Origin of the sequence: Klebsiella sp. JB_Kp004, from assembly GCF_040065795.1 — a bacterium.
In the GTDB taxonomy this organism is placed as follows: domain Bacteria; phylum Pseudomonadota; class Gammaproteobacteria; order Enterobacterales; family Enterobacteriaceae; genus Klebsiella; species Klebsiella quasipneumoniae.
Genome location: NZ_JBEAKW010000032.1, coordinates 52,926 through 70,055, shown reverse-complemented (window position 1 = coordinate 70,055; position 17,130 = coordinate 52,926). Strand labels below are relative to the sequence as shown.

Here is a 17,130-nt window from a genome sequence, read left to right as displayed (position 1 = left end):
TATAGTGATTAATTAATAATAGGTTACGTTATAGGTTACGGTCGTCTTCACTGGGCCTTTAGTTGGAGCAGAGGAACCTGACTTAGCCATTTTTACGATAAACGGAATGGTCGCTTCCCCAGAAGAAATATCGACATCAGAACCTTCAGTATTGTTCTTTTGCAATACGCCAGCGCCATCAAAAATAGCAACAGCAACATTGGTTGCTGGTGTTCCTGTAGCCTGGTTTCGAAAATAATCACTATTAAACTTATCTGCTTCACCACCAAAGGTAATTCGGGCTTTGGTCAGAGCACCTTCGCCCGTAGGGCAACCGGCCAGTGTGAAAGAGAAGTTCTTCGCGGCGCTATAGACGTTCGCTGTTAAATCTGCTACAGAGACAGTCCCCATTTCAATAGATGAAGCATTATTATCAATACTGGCGGAACATGTGGTTTCGGCCACCGTCCCCGTGAAGTCGATAGTATTATTCGCATGAGACATTGCCACCAAAGAGCAGCCAGAAGATAAAGCTAAAATCTTAGCTAACGTTTTGAAATTTGCTTTCATTTGTATTCCCCTATTTATTCAGAATAACAATCAATCCATCAATTGTTTATGGCAAGCTATTAGCGAATGAGATTGGATACCAACGTTCTTAACTGCTGGTATATTTCTTAGGGAAATGTATGGCTTGCATTTAACATTAGTTCAAATGCAAGAGCTTTAATTCCACTTGAATCCATTCAATAATAAAAGCTCACGCAAACAAGATAACGGAAACCAGGAGCATTCTCAACAATAGAAGAAAGGCTAATTCAAAGTCATAAATGTCTGTCATTAATAACCATCATATATGCATTAAAAATATACAAATAAAATCATTGAGTTATAATATCAAAATATTCATTATTAAAATATTCAAACACATACAAATAAATATAGTAAATAAAAAAATATTCAAATAGAAACATTTGGTTACAAATTATCGATAAATAATTAAGAATAATCATGGCGGATTAAAGAAAAACCAGACAAGGGTTATCAATAAATAATATTAGAACTAAGATTAATTAAGGATTATTTTCCCTGGCAACAATCAGAGATAGTGATAAATCCCCAATCAAGTTGTTCCATTAATCACCATGCCACCAGGTTAATCCGTAAAAAATAGCTGAAATGAGCGCCGAGTGACTTTTAAAACAGTGCCCAGCGCACCAAAGGCGCGGCCAGCACCATCACGACTCCGGAAAGCATCATCACCAGGCTGGCGACGACGCCCTCCTGTGGGCCAAGCTCATAAGATCGTGCGGTACCAGCGCCATGTGATGCTGCGCCAAACCCCGCTCCTTTCGCCATTCCTGCGCGAATAGAAAGTCGCAGAAACAGTACATCACCTATCGCCATACCGAATACCCCGGTGACAACAACAAACAGAGCGACTAAATCAGGCTGGCCGCCCAGCGGCTTCGCTGCGGCAAGGGCAAAGGGCGTCGTTACCGAGCGCACAGCCAGGCTCCGCTGGATCTCATCAGGCAGCGTCAACCATCTCGCCAGCCAGACCGAACTGGTCACCGCAACAACCGACGCGGTGGTCACCCCGGCGGTGAGTGACATCCAGTGGCGCTTAATAATCGCCAGGTTGTCATATACCGGCACGGCGAAAGCAATCGTTGCCGGGCCCAGCAGCCACAGAAGCCAGTGGGTCTCTCCCAGATAGCTTTTATAGGAGATATGGCCAAATACCAGAATCATCACCAACAGGATCGGGGTTAACACCAGCGGCATCAATGGGAGTTTATGGAAGCGGCGATATAGCCGCTTGTTGGCAAAATAAAGCCCCAGTGTGACCAGAAGGCACAGGACGCTCAGCTGAAAATCACTCATGTTTCATCCTGCTAACTTCATAGCGATACACTTTATCAACCACCCAGGCGGTTGCGCCCAGCACCATCATGGTACTTAAACCAATCACCAGAAAAATACGCCAACCATCAACCATCAGCAGCTGCACATAGTTAACGACCGCCACCACTGCCGGCACGAAAAACAGCAGCATTTCCGCCAGCAGCCAGCGGGCGCCGGCCCGCACCCAGTTTAAAGGAATCACCCGGCAGACAATCAGCGCCAGCATGATCAGCATCCCGACCAGATTCGCCGGAAGCGGCAGGCGTAGCCAGCTAACCAAATATTCAGCGCAGACGAACAGTCCGGCATAGATAAGTACCTGAACGGGTACCAGAAGACGTTGCATGACCATGGGCGTCACGCGAGCTGGCGCGAAGGCCATGAGCGATAGTCCTGAAAAAAAGAAGTCAGGCATGCAGTATAGAGAGCCGCCGACGCGGACAGAAATGAATTAAAATCATCGCAGGTATAGTCTCAGGGAATAATTATGGATATCCGAACGCTGCGCTATTTCGTTGAAGTGGTTCGTCAGCAGAGTTTTACTCGCGCGGCGGAAAAGCTGTTTGTCACACAGCCCACCATCAGCAAGATGCTCAAAAATCTCGAAGATGAACTGAACTGCACGCTGTTGATCCGCGACGGCCGCAAACTGCTGCTTACCGATACCGGGCGCGTGGTTTTTGAACGCGGCCAGGCGATCCTCGGCGAGTTCAGCCAGCTGGAGTCAGAGCTGAGCGATATCAATCACCTGCATAAGGGGGTGCTGCGTCTTGGCATTCCGCCGATGGTCGGGATGCTGATGGCGGAGCCGATCAGCCGTTTCCGCCAGCGCTACCCGGGCGTCGAGCTGAAAATCGCCGAGTTTGGCGGCCTGACGGTTCAGCAGGCGGTCAGCAATGGCGAACTTGATATGGCGATGACCGCCCTGCCCATCGAAGAGGGTAGCAGCCTCACCACCCTGCCGTTATTCAACCACCCGTTGTGCGTCCTGACGCCCAGGACCGCGGCGTGGGAAGGCAAAACGTCGCTCTCGCCGGCGGAGCTGGCGGCGCATCCGCTGGTTATCTACAACGAGGAATTTGCCCTCAGCCAGCAGCTGATGCGCCTGTTTAGCGAGCACGACGTGAAGCCGCGGATCGCTGTGCGCAGCGGTCAGTGGGATTTTCTCGCCGCCATGGTGCAGGCCGGCATTGGCGTGGCGATCCTGCCGGAGCCGATTTGCCAGCGTCTCGACCCGCAGAACTTTTGCTGGATCCCATTGCAAAGCGAGCTGCGCTGGGAGCTGGGGATGATTTGGCGGGAAGGCGTGTATATGTCGCGCAGCGCTGAGGCCTGGCTGGCGTGCAGTAAAGCGTTCTGGCTGGAATAACGCCTGGCGGCGCCAGGCTGGTGCGCATCGGGTGGATACCGCGGAGGTTGTCGGCCCGGTAAGGCGTCAGCTGCCCGCGGGCACACGTGCGTTACGAGAGATCACCCGGCGGCGCTACGCCACCGGGTCTGACGATCACTGATCTTCGATCAACAGCGCTTCCAGCAGGTCGAGGTCGTGCAGCAGCTTCTGCAGCGTCTCGTTACTGATCTGCCGGGTGGCGCGCAGATGGTACAGCTCACCGCGCTCAGAGCGCAGCGCCGCCAGGCGGAAGCGCCGCTCCAGGCTCTCTTCGAGCATCGAGGTTTCCACATCGTTACGACCATCGGCGCGGCGGCGCAGGTTACCGATCACCCGCGAACTGACTTCGGTCAGCAGCTGGTTATCGATATTCTCTTTAGTATCCGCCGCCAGCCGCTCTTCCATCTTCTGGATCGCCACAATCGCCACGTCCGCCGTCGCCGCGCGCGCCAGACGCTCCTCTTTCCGCTGCTGCACATTATCGCTCGATTCAATGTGGCGCAGCAGGATCGGCAGCGCAATCACCCCAACGAACAACGAGAACAGGATCACCCCGGCGGCGAGGAAAATCAGCTCATAGCGCGCCGGAAAGACATTCCCGTCCGGCAGCAACAGCGGAATAGAGAGCACACCGGCGAGGGTAATCGCCCCGCGCACCCCGGCAACGGAGGAGATCAGCAGCTCGCGCGTGGTCCAGGAGCCAAACTCCATCGGTTTCTTCTTAAGGAAGCGCTGGCTAAGCTTACGCATCGACCACAGCCAGCCAAAACGCACCAGCATCAGCGCGGCATAGATCAGGATGATGTCGGTAAACAGCATCCAGGTCTCGACATTGGGGTCGGCTTCCGCCGCCACCAGCGAGCTGGAGAGGATATCCGGCAGCTGCAGGCCCAACAGCAGAAACACCATGCCGTTAAAGACAAACTCCAGCATCGCCCAGGTGCTGTTGGCGCGCAGGCGCATCGCCAGCGGCGCGGTACGCATCACGCCGGAACGGGTGATGGTCATCCCTGCCGCCACCGCCGCCAGAATGCCGGAGACGCCGATATGTTCGGCAATCAGATAGGAGGCAAACGGCAGCAGGAACAGCAGGACGATCTGCGTGGCGGGCTCGTCACCGCCCCAGCGGCTGAGGAAGCGCATCGAGCGGCCATACGACCAGCTCACCACAAACCCGGCCAGCACGCCGCCAATCGCCACTTTCAGAAACTCGACGGTGGCGCCGCCGACGGTAAAGACCATGGTGCCCATCGCCACCGCGACGGCAAACTTGAGCGAGACCAGGCCGGAGGCGTCGTTCATCAGCGCCTCACCCTGCAAAATACCCATGATTTTTTTCGGTATCCGCCCTTCCCCGACGATACCCGAGAGCGCCACGGCATCGGTCGGCGACAGCACGGCCGCCAGCGCGAACGCCGGGATCAGCGGAATGCCCGGCACAATCCAGTAGATCAGAAAGCCGATGCCGACCACCGTTACGACCACCAGCGCCAGCGCCAGGCCGAGGATCTCGCGCCCGTGCTCAATGAATTCGCGAGTTGGCGTTTTCCAGCCGTCGGCGAACAACAGCGGCGGGATAAACAGGACCAGAAACAGCTCTGGATCAAATTCAACATGCAAACCAAAGGTCGGCCACGCCAGAAGCGCGCCAATGGCGATTTGCATCAGTGGGAGTGGAACCTGAAAGGGCAGTACGCGCGTCACTACCCCGGAGAGTGAGACCACAAGGGTCATGATGAGGATGGTAAAGAATATTTCCATGTGTTCCCTGTTTGCTGCGTTTTCTTTTATACCTGTGAGGCGTCTTGCCTTTGAATCATACGCTACCCAGATTAACGCAAATGGAAACAGGATGTGGCTTAAAAATAAAACGGGCGGCCTGAGCCGCCCGTGAGGAGCACAAAGGGTTTAAATCGCCCACCCGCCGGCGTAGAACACCACCAGCGCCACAGCGATAATCACCGTGCCGAGGTTCAGCTTGCGCCACTCGCCGGAGACCAGACGGCCGATCACCAGGGTCGCGAAACCGATCATGATGCCGGTCACGATGTTGCAGGTCAGCACGATAAACACCGCGGTGATCAGGCCAGCCATGGCGTCAACAAAGTCATTGAAATCGATCTTCGCCACGTTGCTCAGCATCAGCAGGCCGACGTACATCAGCGCCGGCGCGGTCGCGTAGGCCGGCACCAGATAAGAGAGCGGAGAGAGGAACAGGATCAGCAGGAACAGGACCCCTACCGTCACCGCGGTCAGGCCGGTTTTACCGCCGGCTGCTGTACCCGCCGCCGATTCGATATACACCGCCGCCGGCGCCGCCCCGACTAAGCCAGAGAAGACGCTGCTCAGGGAGTCGGTGGTCAGCGCTTTACCGCCGTTGATGATCTGTCCGTCTTTGTCCAGCAGGTTCGCCTGACCGGCCACCGCGCGGATGGTGCCGGTAGCGTCAAAGACCGCCGTCATCACCAGGGCCAGTACGCTGGGCAGCACGACCGGATTTAGCGCGCCGACGATATCCAGACTGCCAATCAGCGAGTTGCCCTGGTCATCGCTCAGGGATGGCATGGCGAAAATCCCGGAGAAATGGACGTTAGGATCGAAAATCAGGCCGACAATCGACACGCCGATAATGGTCAGCAGAATACCGCCCGGTACCTTCATTTTTTCCAGACCGATGATCACCGCGAGGCCAATCAGCGACATCACCACCGGGAAGCTGTCAAAGTTCCCCAACGCCACCGGCAGACCGTCCAGCGGGTTTTTGATCACCAGGCCAACGCCATTGGCGGCAATCAGCAGCAGGAACAGACCGATCCCGATCCCGGTACCGTGGGCCACGCCCTGCGGCAGGTTGCGCAAGATCCAGCTACGGATGCCGGTTGCCGAGATCACCGTAAACAGGACGCCCATCAGGAATACCGCGCCGAGCGCCACCGGAATACTGATGTGTTGCCCCAGCACCAGGCTGAAGGCGGTGAAAGCGGTCAACGAGATAGCGCAGCCGATGGCCATCGGCAGGTTTGCCCATAATCCCATCGCCAGCGAGCCAACGCCCGCCACCAGACAGGTAGAAACAAACACCGCGGCCGGCGGGAAGCCCGCTTTTCCGAGCATGCCCGGCACCACGATGACGGAGTACACCATTGCCAGAAAGGTAGTAAGACCTGCAACAATCTCCTGACGCACGGTGCTACCGCGCGCCGAAATTTTAAACCAGGCGTCTAATGAACCGCCGGTACGCGCTGAAGGCGTAGACATAGAAAACTTCCCCTGAAAATTTTTATTGTTCGTTGATATGCGTGGTGGACCTTCCACTGCCAGTTAAACGCGATCTCCTTGTACCGAATCGCAGCGCCAGGGGGGCCGCAAAAAAGCAAACGTTTAACTCCGCGCATACACTACAGTGTGTCAACCTTATCAACTCCCCCCGGCTAGCAGAAAAAAGAGGGAGTAAAACAGAAAGGCAAACGATTATCCGGCCTTTAGATAACCCTTTTCAACCGATGTTTATCGTATTTCGCTAAATTTCGCTTATGACGAACAGAAAATAACCAGCCGATGCGCAAACGTTATCGTCCATGCGCAATCCGCTAACAATTTTTTAGTGAGTTGCTTTCATTTAGCCGCGTCATCGGATCCGCTGATACTTCAGGCGCCGGGTAAGGTGAAGGGGCCGCCGCGCTCGATAGCCCGCTGCCAGGCCGGGCGCTGCTCCACCCGCTGTCGCCAGGCCTCAATATGGCGAAGATCATGCATGCCGCCGCGGGCCAGCAGCGCCATCACCGGGAAGCTCATCTGGATATCGGCCATGCTCAGCCGATCGCCGGCAAACCATGGCCGCGTGGCAAGATGGTCGTCAATGAACCGCGCATGGGTGGCCAGCTGAGGATCGAGCCACGCTTTCTGGATACCTTTGCCCAGCAGCGAGCCCAGCGAGCGGACGCCAAAGGGCACCGGGGGTTTGCCGAGGCTGGCAAACACCAACTTCATTAACAGCAGCGGCATCAGCGAGCCTTCGGCATAGTGCAGCCAGAAGCGGTACTGCAGTTTGTCATCCGCGCCCTGTGGCTTCAGCAGCCCATCGCTGTCCCAGCTCTCCTGCAAATACTCAAGGATCGCTCCGGACTCCGCCAGCACATTGCCGTTGTCTTCCAGCACTGGCGATTTACCCAGCGGGTGGATTTTCTTCAATGCCGCTGGCGCCAGCATCGACTTTTCCCGCTGATAGCGGACTATCTGATAAGGCAGCTGTAGCTCCTCAAGCGCCCACAGTACGCGTTGCGATCGTGACTGATTAAGATGATGTACCGTCAGCATGGGCCTCTCCCGTGGTTTGTTCAAATTAACTATAGGAACAGGCGCTGATTGCCGGGAAAATTTCGGCAAAATAGTGAGGAAAAAACGGCGGCAGATGCCATAGTTAAAGTGTCGACGCAAACCGGAACCTCCATCAACAGATTGCGCAATACTGAGGGACGTCGACGTCGGGGGAAACCCTCTCGTGAACCAACGAGATAATGCGAAAGACCAAGACCGGAAAACAACTAAAGCGCCCAGTTGTGGCGCTTTAGTTTTATCACTCCTCCTCCAGCAGCCGGGCGCCGGTCCCCTCTTCCCCCAGTTTATCGCCCGGGTTGCGTAGCGGGCAGTCGCGCCGCGATAAACAGCCGCAGCCGATGCAGCCGTCGAGCTGGTCGCGCAGCGCCGTCAGGGTGTGGATACGCCGGTCCAGCTCCTCGCGCCACTGTGATGACAGCATTTTCCACTCTTTTGCGCTGAGATTGTGCCCTTCCGGCAGCACGCCAAACGCGTCGCCGATGGTGGCCAGAGGGATGCCGATACGTTGCGCAATTTTGATAATCGCCACCGCGCGCAGGACATCGCGCCGGTAGCGCCGCTGATTGCCGGCATTCCGCTGGCTGTGGATCAGCCCTTTACTCTCATAAAAATGGAGGGCCGAGACCGCCACGCCGGTTCGTTTTGCCACTTCCCCGGGCGTCAGCAGCATTTTGATGCGGGGTGATTTCTTTTCCATAAAGCGCTTTACCTCAAGTTAACTTGAGGAATTATACTCGCCCGCAGACAAAACGACGAATCGAGAATTGAGAGAGGCCGCTTTATGTCCCATCAGGATATTATTCAAACACTGATTGAATGGATTGATGAACATATCGATCAACCACTTAACATTGATGTAGTCGCCAGAAAGTCAGGATACTCGAAGTGGTACCTGCAGCGGATGTTCCGCACCGTGATGCATCAGACGCTGGGGGATTATATTCGTCAGCGCCGTCTGCTGCTGGCGGCGGAGGCGTTGCGAACCACCCAGCGGCCGATCTTTGATATCGCCATGGATCTGGGCTACGTCTCGCAGCAAACCTTCTCGCGGGTTTTCCGCCGGGAGTTCGACCGCACCCCCAGCGACTACCGCCATCAGATCTCCGCGTGACGCGACGGCTGAGGCACGTTCACGGGCGCGGGCGCATTGGCTAACCACTGCATAAACTCCCGCGCCGGCATCGCTTTCGCAAACAGCCAGCCCTGGCAATACTGCACGCCGCGCTTGTAGAGCCAGCTTACCTGCTCAGGCGTCTCCACGCCTTCCGCGATAGTCTTTAGACGCAACCCGCGCGCCATCTCGATGATGTGTTCGGCAATCAGGTGGCTGGTGTTGTTGGTGGTCAGCGTATCAACGAAGGTTTTATCGATTTTAAGGATATCGACGTTCAGGGCGTGCAGATTATGCAGATTCGAATAGCCGGTGCCGAAATCATCGATGGCAATTTCATAGCCCGCTTCGCGGAACGCCTGAATCACCGGCGTGGTCTTCGGTACGTCGATAAACCCCCGCTCGGTTACTTCGATTTTGATCTGCCCGATACAGACCGCATAGCTGCGCGCTTTCTCACTGATCTGTGAAATCAGCCGCGCCGAGTGGAAATCCGACGCAGAGAGATTGATCGCCACGTACAGCTGCGGATGGCTGGCAAGAAACTCTCCCATTTCGTAAAACAGCTCATCCACCACGTAGTCCGTCACCTGGGCAATCATGCCTTCATTTTCCGCCAGCGGAATAAACTCCGCCGGGTTCATCACCGGACCGTCAAACCCTGGCCAGCGCAGCAGCGCTTCCGCCCCGACGCAGCGGTTATTTTTAATATCGATAATCGGCTGGTAGTGCAGGCGCAGCTGGCGGCAGCTCAGAGCCCGCTGCAGCATATTGCGCGGCGAGTGATACTGCCGGCGGGTGCGCGACCACACCAGCACCAGTAAAATACTGCAAATGATCCCCAGCGGCAGCGTCAGGCTGGCCTGGTCACAAAAGTTATGATAATAGCTGGCCCGCGAGGTGGACATAATGACGGCGATCGGCCGGATAGCGGAGCGGGCTATCGTATACACCCGGCCATTCTGATTAAAAAAGGTATCGCCTTCGCGAATTAACGCATGGAGCTCCGCGGGCTCGACATTGTTACTCACCGAGAAAAAGAGGTTGGTTTTGGTATCGAACACGCCATAGGCTAAATCGCGATCGCTGGCGATTACCGAGCTGTACGAGAAGGGATTGACCACCACCACATAGGGCCCCTTCTGCATATAATTCATGGCAAAGCCGGGATAAAACGGCGTGTCCCGGTAATAGTAAATCGCGACATCCGGCTTTTTGGTGTAATTGGCCGCCGGCATCCGCCAGCCGGTTTGCTGATGAACGGACGTTGAACAGATAAAGCGCTGGCCGTTAGCGTAGATCAGATCTTCCACATACAGCAGGCCGCGAACAATATGCAATAAATAACGCTGATGGTCCGCTGAGCACAGCTCCCCGCGATACTGGCTGGCTTTCGCCCGAGCCTGATCCGCTTCGCGGATGACCATTTCCGTTTTTTGCAGCGCCAGCTGCGAAAATGAGTGTAATTGATCAATGGTTTCGGCTTTCGCCCGCAGTTGGGCAAACCACAATGCCAGTACTACTGGCAATAAAATAACCAAACCCGTTCCGATGAGCCTTAGCGCCTTTTGCGGCGCACTGTCACCCATTTACGCTTACATCCATGCGATATGCCTTAATTAAGGTAGCCCAAACACGTTAGCAATCGCGACTGCGATAGACATCAGCAGATTTCCGCCAGCCCTCACGGGCGTCAGCTTTACCACTGACAGGGAAGAATAATACTTATTTATCAGGTATTCGGAAGATATTCCGCCAAGATTAAGAATAGACGCGCTTCTGACTCGGTTTCTCCGTGTATTAAACAAGAACAAGTAATAAAACCCGCAGAATAATAATCATTAGCAAGAGAATGAAAATAAGACCATCGGAGTTTACTTACTAATATCCACATAAATAACATTGTTATTAAGCGCAGCGAAAGCTCATTTTTTGACTGGTGAATAAAGCGCCAAGTGTGATATAGTTCACACAAGTTGATGAAACAGAAATGGCGTTTCATCACTCTCTAGTACGCCAGTTGAGACCAGAGCGCTATGCCATCGTCAGTCGCGCCAGGTCGTCCATGGCTCCCCGACTTTCTTTGAGGACAGGTTAATGGCTTCCATTACTACCAGTGTTGTGTTGTTGCGCTGGCCCCTGGTGAGCGCGGTACTGATGTTTCTTGCCAGTTCACTGAATATCCAACTTCGCAAAAGCGATTATGCCGGTCTGGCAGTGATCTGCAGCTGCCTCGGCCTTGCCGCCGCCTGCTGGTTCGCCACCGGTTTGCTCGGCATCACCCTGCTCGATATTGCCAAAATCTGGGGCAATATCAAAGACGTGATGATTGAAGTCATGAGTCAGACACCGCCAGAATGGCCAATGATGATGACCTGAGGTTAAAAAGCTTCCCACCGGGAAGCTTTTTCGTTTTCTGCAGCCCTTATTTCCCCAGTTTCGCCATCATCTCCGGACGCATAAATTTATGGATCACCACCATAAAGAGCAGCGATGGCGCCAGCAAAATCAGCGCGGTAATCGACGAAACCTGATAGTTACCCGATATGCTGGCGTTATAGAGCAGCAGCGGCAGCGTAGTGACATCCGGCGCCCCGACGAAGAAGGTGCCGATAAACTCATCCAACGACTCCAGAAAAACAAAGATGCTGGCGGCAACGATCCCCGGGGTGGATGATGTCTGCTCTGATAACGCCGCCGGCCAGCTCCATGCCTATTATGAAGCGCATATGAACAGCTGGGACGCGCTGGCAGGCATGCTGTTGATTGAGGAGGCGGGCGGAACGTGCAATGCGTTTCTCGCCAATGAGGGGCTGCGGCGAGGTAACCGCGTGCTGGCCGGCTGCGCAGGCGTCCAGCCACGACTGGCCGCCCTGCTGGAGAAATGACGCTACACCGCCCCCGGCGTGGCCTGACTACCGCCAGGTTTCGCTGCGGGGAATATTATTCGGGCAGCGCTTAATCGCGCAAAAGGACTGGTAAAAACAGGAGTCAGACCGCTCGCCGCCGGCATGGTATGGGCACGATGGCCGCTCGCGTAATATTTCCCACTGCGCCTCGTCGTACACCGCAATATTGTAGATTTTTAATGAATGATACTGGTCATTAATTAAAACTCTTGAGGAATAGAGCTTCATTGTCTCGCCAGGCAGCAGGATCACATCGGCCTCGTACCACATAATAAATTTTAAGAAACGCAGGCTGGATATCGCCGAAAAGGCGATGCCGGATTGCGGGCAGATCAGAGTATTAAGAATAGTCCATTTCATATTCCTTCCTTATATAAATGCTACAAATTGTTACCGTATATAGTGATAGCATTCATTAATATAAACTGCAAGCATCCCTGACAATTATTTGACTTAAGACAATTCCTAACAACATACTCAATTATTAGTAACGTTTACTTTTCGTCGAGAGATTAATGATTAGACGCTATAAAAATAGAAACAAATCAACCTAAGAAAAGAAAATACAATAAAAAATAAGATTAAATAAAAATAATTGACAATATGTATTAGTCCCTTTGGATGAGTCTTCATCCATTCGTATCAGACGATGTGGCGCTGAGCGTCGCCAAAGCTTCCGCCGGCAGGGTCAGCAGCGCAATCAACGCCCGTGCGGCGGCTGACTGGCTTTTATGCGGCGGGTAAACGACCGAGAAAGGCCGTGAGCGTCCGGCGAATGCTGGAAGCACAGGGACCAGCTCCCCACGCGCCACCGCCTCCTGCACAATAAACGCATAGCTCTGGCAGATCCCCGCCCCTGCGAGGGCCAACGAGACTACCCCGAGCACATCATCAGAAACATGCAGGGAGGAAGGCGGTAGCCAGTTAATATCCTGGTCATTTTCACGAAATACCCATTCCGCAACTTTTCCCGTCGCCGGCAAAATAAATGTCAGGCATGAATGATGGCGCAAATCGGCTATTTTATTGAGCGGTTGCGTCGTAGAGCATAAATAAGCCGGCGAGGCCACCAGACATAGCCCGGCATCCTCCAGTTTTTTTGCCACCAGACCACTGTCGGGTAAATGTCCCTGGCGCACCACCAGGTCGAAACCTTCGGCGATAATATCGACATTACGGTTGGTCATATTCAGCTCAATCTGTACGTCGGGATGTAATTGACGGAACAGCGCCAGGCGCGGCGGCAGACGGTAGTGTCCCCAGGTGGTGGGTACGCTCAGCTTTACGCGTCCGGACAGCGACCCTTCTTGCCCCTGCGCCTCCCGTTCGGCATTATCCAGCACCTCAAATGCCTGGCGGACCTGAATCAGGTAAGCATTTCCGGCCTCAGTCAGGCTGATCCGCCGGGTGGAACGGCGCAGCAGCTGACATCCCAGGCGCGTCTCAAGACGGGTGACGGCCCGGCTGAGCACCGACGGCGTTGACGATAGCGCCACCGCGCCGGCGGTAAATGACCCGCGCTCGGCCACAGCCAGAAACACTTCCACATCCGAAAGATAATCAAACCGCCGGGCCATTTGGTTCTCCAGAGAACAAATGATTGTCATTCCCGGCATCTTATCTTCGCCAGGGGAATTAATAAAATCCTTTACCAGAGCTAACCAACCCTCTCTCGTTTTTCTGCTTCCTGGAGACCATAATGCATCGTTTTTCACTTGTTATTCTCGGCCTACTGTCCCTGGGACAGAACGCGCTGGCGGCAGGAGCCGACGACCCCGCCCATTTAGCGCTCTGGCGCAGTTATGCCGGAGTAACCTGGGAGCAGCGCGTCGATGCGCGCTCCGTCGATGCCCCCATCGCGGGCTTGCATTTTGACGCCGCTGGCCGGGCGTTTGTCAGTACCCCACGCCTGATCTCGCCCCAGGCGCCCGCTACGCTCAGCCTGCTCGATACCGCGTCGCTGAGCGGCCCCGCACGCCTTACCGCCTTTCCATCCACCGAGGCGAACAGCATCAGCGCCGATCCCCGCACGCACCTGCGCAATGTGCTGGGCTTTTATGTCGACCACCGCAACGGCTGGCTGTGGGCATTAGATCAGGGCTTTGTCGCCGGCGAAAAGACGGCGCCGCCGGAGGCGCAAAAGATCATGATTTATGCGCTCAGCGACGGCAAACTGGTGCAGCGTATTCCGCTCGACAGCGTTGCCGATCGTGAAGGGAGCTTTCTTAACGATATTGTGGTCGATGAAGCGCGCCGGGTGGCCTATATCGCCGACAGCGGCCTGCGCAGCGCGCCGGATAACCAGGCCGGACTGATCGTTGTGGATGCTCAGCGTGGGACGGTTCGCCGGGTACTGAATAAGCACCCGGCGCTGATGCCGGTTGCCGGCCTGCAGGTGACGTCCCATGGGGAAACCGTCTGGCCGGGCAATCCCATTATTCTGGGCATCAACGGTATCGCGCTGTCACCGGACCAGGAAACCCTCTACTGGACGGTCACCACCGGCACCACGGCGCGGACCATCGCCACCGCCGCGCTGCGCGATCCCGCCATGAGCGAACGACAACTCGCCGCCGCCATCCGTACAGCGGGTGAGGTCGGCGGGAATAGCGATGGCATCGTGGTCGATAAGCATGGCGCGCTCTATATCACCGATGTGACCCATAACGGTATTGTCCGGTATCGCCCGCAGAGCGGACAGTTCACCCTGCTGGCCGCTGACGAGCGCGTATACTGGCCCGATACGCCGACTATCGGCCCGGACGGCGCGGTAATGTTCACCGCCAGCCATTTAAACCAGCACTTTGCTCAGGCGGTAAAACCGGGCGAAGAGAAATATACCATCTGGAAAGTGGTGCAGCCCTGATCCACACAGCAGGCAGGCCCAACGGGCCTGCCTGGGGTTTATTCAACCGCAATAATATCTGCCGATAATTAACGCAAACGGAAGCCTTATGACTGGCCCTGAAATATCATCAGATCTTCCTTCTTCGCTATTCTCTTTTCCCTTCCTGCATAGCCAAATAATAATAATCTGCCGAACGATACTCGGCGGCATGTTCAGGTTTATCAGCGTTATTTTCCTATTATTGAATCCGGCTAACGGCAGCCGTTCTGCTAAAATAAACACATCCCCCTGCGGAGTGTTCCTCCATGAACGCCAACTTGCTATCACGCCTGTTTATCGCCTGGCTCACCTGCCTCGCGACGCTGTTATTCGCCCCTATCCTGCTTGCGGCGGAGGCGGAAAAAGCGCCGCCGGTGGCAACCGAAGACAACACGCTGTCAATCCATATCGACGACATGCTGCAGCCGTGGAAAGGCGATCTGCCTGGCATGCTTGATCGGCGCACCATCCGGGTATTAACCACCTACAGCAAGACCTTCTTTTTTATTGATAAGGGAACCCAACGCGGAGCGACGCACGACATTTTCATGGCGCTGGAAAAAGATCTGAATAAACAGCTGGCCAGGGATAAAAAGCTGAAACAGCGCCACCTGAAGCTGCATATCGTTTTCGTGCCGGTCAGCCGGGATAATCTCTTCACCGCGCTCAATGAAGGTAAAGGGGATATCGTCGCCGCCAACCTGACCATCACTTCGTCGCGGGAAGCCCAGGCCGCTTTCGCTCAGCCGCTCTACAGCGGCGTCAAAGAGTTGCTGATCTCCGGCCCGGCGTCGCCAAAGGTCGACAGCCTGGAGCAGCTCTCCGGTCAAACAGTCTTTGTTCGCCGCTCCTCCAGCTATTACGACAGTCTGCAAGCGCTGAACGCCCGATTTGCCAGTGAGTCAAGACCGCCGGTTACCCTGGAAGCGGCGCCGGAAGCGCTGGAGGATGAAGATCTGCTGGAAATGCTCAACGCCGGGCTGGTGCCGTTGATCGTCGTCGATCAGCATAAAGCTGTTTTCTGGAAACAGGTGTTTCCGAAAATCCAGGTCCATGACAACGTGGTGCTGCGCGACGGCGGCAACATTGCGTGGGCGGTACGCCAGGACAGTCCACAGCTGCTGGCGCTGCTGAACAACTTCGTGAAAAAGAATCGTCAGGGCACCACGCTGGGCAATACTCTCCTGCTGCGTTACCTGAAAAACGCTAAATATGTCAAAAATGCCGCAGCGAGTCAGGAACGGCGCAAGTTCCTCGCCATGGTGGACGTCTTCCGTAAATATGGCGATCGCTACGATGTCGACTGGCTGCTGATGGCGGCCCAGGGATACCAGGAGTCGCGGCTGAACCAGTCGGTTCGAAGCCACGTCGGCGCCGTCGGGGTGATGCAGGTGATGCCCAGCACCGGAAGAGAGCTGAAGGTGGGCGATATTAAACAGCTGGATCCCAACATTCATGCTGGCGTGAAATATATGCGCTGGATGATAGATCGATACTATGCTGATGAGCCCATGACCCGGCTGGATAAAGCGCTATTTACCTTTGCTTCCTACAACGCCGGTCCAGCGCGTATCGCCCGCCTGCGCACCATGACCAAACAGCGCGGGTTTGATCCAAACGTCTGGTTCGGTAATGTCGAAAATCTGGCGGCAGAAAAAATCGGCGCGGAAACGGTGACCTACGTCAGCAATATCTATAAGTATTACATCGCCTATCGGCTGATCGTCGATGACATGGCCCGCAAACAAAAAGCGACGGCCGCGCCGCGGCAGAGGCCAGCGACACAGCCCGCCGCACCGCAGCCAGGCGTGGCGACGCCCGCAACCGCTCAGGTGCCCGCGGCCTGAAGCGCTCGCGATCCGCGATCAGTGGTCAAAACGACTCCTGAGGCGGTGGTGGAATAATCATAAAAAAAGCCCCGGCGAAACCGGGGCTTTCTGTTTTAACTACGCGGCTATTGCGTCTAAGGCAAGCCTTAGAACGGGATATCGTCGTCGAAGTCCATCGGCGGTTCGTTGGAAGGCGCTGCCGGAGCCTGCTGCTGCGGACGGGACTGCGCGCCGCCGCTGAACTGGTTGCCGCCCTGCGGCTGCTGAGGCTGACCCCAACCGCCCTGCTGCTGGCCGCCGCCTGCCGGTGCGCCGCCGCCCTGACGGCCGCCCAGCATCTGCATGGTGCCGCCAACGTTCACCACCACTTCAGTGGTGTATTTGTCCTGACCGGATTGATCGGTCCACTTGCGGGTACGCAGCTGGCCTTCAATGTACACCTGAGAGCCTTTACGCAGGTACTCACCAGCGACTTCCGCCAGTTTGCCGAACAGCACAACGCGGTGCCATTCAGTCTGCTCTTTCATTTCGCCGGTCTGCTTGTCACGCCAGGATTCGGAAGTTGCCAGCGTGAAGTTGGCGACTGCGCCGCCACTTGGCATGTAGCGTACTTCCGGGTCCTGCCCCAGATTACCGACGAGAATCACCTTGTTTACGCCTCTGCTGGCCATGATCGAATCTCCTGAATAATACGTTTTGTATAAGTGTAAACCGGGAATTCTAACACCACAAAGGGACAATTTGATAGCTGCTAAGCCAATTCCAGAAAACATGCCGCC

General features: G+C 55.3%; 16 protein-coding genes and 2 pseudogenes. 6 read left to right on the top strand and 12 right to left on the bottom strand.

The window, feature by feature from the left end; translation table 11 throughout:
- Positions 1 to 12: 12 nt before the first annotated feature.
- From ABLX76_RS14160 to ABLX76_RS14150, 3 genes are all read right to left on the bottom strand, one after another.
- The gene (locus tag ABLX76_RS14160; RefSeq protein ID WP_017900102.1) at positions 13 to 549 is read right to left on the bottom strand and encodes a fimbrial protein; all 537 of its coding nucleotides are present in this window, start codon (positions 547 to 549) and stop codon (positions 13 to 15) included.
- Positions 550 to 1,176: 627 nt separating this feature from the next.
- Complete coding sequence (locus tag ABLX76_RS14155; protein WP_080901797.1) at positions 1,177 to 1,866, bottom strand: LrgB family protein; 690 nt, start codon at positions 1,864 to 1,866, stop codon at positions 1,177 to 1,179.
- On the bottom strand, positions 1,859 to 2,269 hold the full coding sequence (locus tag ABLX76_RS14150) for a CidA/LrgA family protein (RefSeq protein WP_017900104.1): 411 nt from the start codon (positions 2,267 to 2,269) through the stop codon (positions 1,859 to 1,861). Before ABLX76_RS14150 ends, ABLX76_RS14155 begins: the two co-directional genes overlap by 8 nt.
- Positions 2,270 to 2,374: 105 nt before the next feature.
- Here ABLX76_RS14150 and ABLX76_RS14145 point away from each other — a divergent pair, with 105 nt between their 5' ends.
- Positions 2,375 to 3,256 carry a LysR family transcriptional regulator gene (locus ABLX76_RS14145; RefSeq protein WP_017900105.1) on the top strand — a complete coding sequence of 294 codons (882 nt, stop codon included), beginning with the start codon at positions 2,375 to 2,377 and terminating at the stop codon, positions 3,254 to 3,256.
- A 135-nt stretch (positions 3,257 to 3,391) separates the two neighbouring features.
- Here ABLX76_RS14145 and ABLX76_RS14140 read toward each other — a convergent pair whose 3' ends face one another.
- The 4 genes from ABLX76_RS14140 to soxR all read right to left on the bottom strand — a co-directional run bounded on the left by ABLX76_RS14140 (position 3,392) and on the right by soxR (position 8,312).
- Entirely contained in the window at positions 3,392 to 5,038 is a 1,647-nt protein-coding gene (locus tag ABLX76_RS14140; protein WP_004206334.1) for a Na+/H+ antiporter, read from the bottom strand.
- 147 nt (positions 5,039 to 5,185) lie between these two features.
- Positions 5,186 to 6,535, bottom strand: a complete 1,350-nt coding sequence (locus ABLX76_RS14135; protein ID WP_004206333.1) for an NCS2 family permease — start codon at positions 6,533 to 6,535, stop codon at positions 5,186 to 5,188.
- Between the two features lie 390 nt (positions 6,536 to 6,925).
- Positions 6,926 to 7,594, bottom strand: coding sequence for a glutathione S-transferase (locus ABLX76_RS14130; RefSeq protein WP_080901798.1), 669 nt, complete (start codon positions 7,592 to 7,594; stop codon positions 6,926 to 6,928).
- Positions 7,595 to 7,853: 259 nt separating this feature from the next.
- Complete coding sequence (gene soxR, locus ABLX76_RS14125) at positions 7,854 to 8,312, bottom strand: redox-sensitive transcriptional activator SoxR (protein ID WP_004206331.1); 459 nt, start codon at positions 8,310 to 8,312, stop codon at positions 7,854 to 7,856.
- An 84-nt stretch (positions 8,313 to 8,396) separates the two neighbouring features.
- Between soxR and soxS the strand changes: the two genes are divergently transcribed.
- Positions 8,397 to 8,726 (top strand): superoxide response transcriptional regulator SoxS, encoded by a 330-nt coding sequence (gene soxS, locus ABLX76_RS14120; RefSeq protein WP_023291646.1) that lies wholly within the window; start codon positions 8,397 to 8,399, stop codon positions 8,724 to 8,726.
- Here the strand turns inward: soxS and ABLX76_RS14115 are convergent.
- A complete protein-coding gene (locus tag ABLX76_RS14115; RefSeq protein ID WP_277476055.1) occupies positions 8,711 to 10,315 on the bottom strand; it encodes an EAL domain-containing protein in 1,605 nt (534 codons plus the stop codon). The two genes, soxS and ABLX76_RS14115, sit on opposite strands and share 16 nt — an antisense overlap.
- A gap of 508 nt (positions 10,316 to 10,823) precedes the next feature.
- Here ABLX76_RS14115 and ABLX76_RS14110 point away from each other — a divergent pair.
- Positions 10,824 to 11,105, top strand: coding sequence for a YjcB family protein (locus ABLX76_RS14110; RefSeq protein WP_002885064.1), 282 nt, complete (start codon positions 10,824 to 10,826; stop codon positions 11,103 to 11,105).
- Positions 11,106 to 11,151: 46 nt separating this feature from the next.
- Here the strand turns inward: ABLX76_RS14110 and ABLX76_RS14105 are convergent.
- Positions 11,152 to 11,394 (bottom strand): annotated as a pseudogene (locus ABLX76_RS14105) (ABC transporter permease); the annotation flags it as partial.
- A gap of 25 nt (positions 11,395 to 11,419) precedes the next feature.
- Between ABLX76_RS14105 and ABLX76_RS14100 the strand changes: the two are divergent.
- Positions 11,420 to 11,614 (top strand): annotated as a pseudogene (locus ABLX76_RS14100) (inositol monophosphatase family protein); the annotation flags it as partial.
- Positions 11,615 to 11,641: 27 nt separating this feature from the next.
- Here ABLX76_RS14100 and iraM read toward each other — a convergent pair.
- Both iraM and ABLX76_RS14090 read right to left on the bottom strand, forming a co-directional pair.
- The gene (gene iraM / locus ABLX76_RS14095; RefSeq protein ID WP_023291644.1) at positions 11,642 to 11,995 is read right to left on the bottom strand and encodes an anti-adapter protein IraM; all 354 of its coding nucleotides are present in this window, start codon (positions 11,993 to 11,995) and stop codon (positions 11,642 to 11,644) included.
- Positions 11,996 to 12,264: 269 nt separating this feature from the next.
- Positions 12,265 to 13,212 (bottom strand): LysR family transcriptional regulator, encoded by a 948-nt coding sequence (locus tag ABLX76_RS14090; protein ID WP_080901800.1) that lies wholly within the window; start codon positions 13,210 to 13,212, stop codon positions 12,265 to 12,267.
- A 122-nt stretch (positions 13,213 to 13,334) separates the two neighbouring features.
- Between ABLX76_RS14090 and ABLX76_RS14085 the strand changes: the two genes are divergently transcribed.
- A complete protein-coding gene (locus ABLX76_RS14085; protein ID WP_032454566.1) occupies positions 13,335 to 14,501 on the top strand; it encodes an L-dopachrome tautomerase-related protein in 1,167 nt (388 codons plus the stop codon).
- Positions 14,502 to 14,788: 287 nt separating this feature from the next.
- Positions 14,789 to 16,369, top strand: a complete 1,581-nt coding sequence (locus ABLX76_RS14080) for a lytic transglycosylase F (RefSeq protein ID WP_080901801.1) — start codon at positions 14,789 to 14,791, stop codon at positions 16,367 to 16,369.
- A gap of 128 nt (positions 16,370 to 16,497) precedes the next feature.
- On the opposite strand, the gene ssb1 is transcribed toward ABLX76_RS14080, so the two are convergent.
- A complete protein-coding gene (gene ssb1 / locus ABLX76_RS14075) occupies positions 16,498 to 17,022 on the bottom strand; it encodes a single-stranded DNA-binding protein SSB1 (protein ID WP_004151744.1) in 525 nt (174 codons plus the stop codon).
- Positions 17,023 to 17,130: the final 108 nt, after the last annotated feature.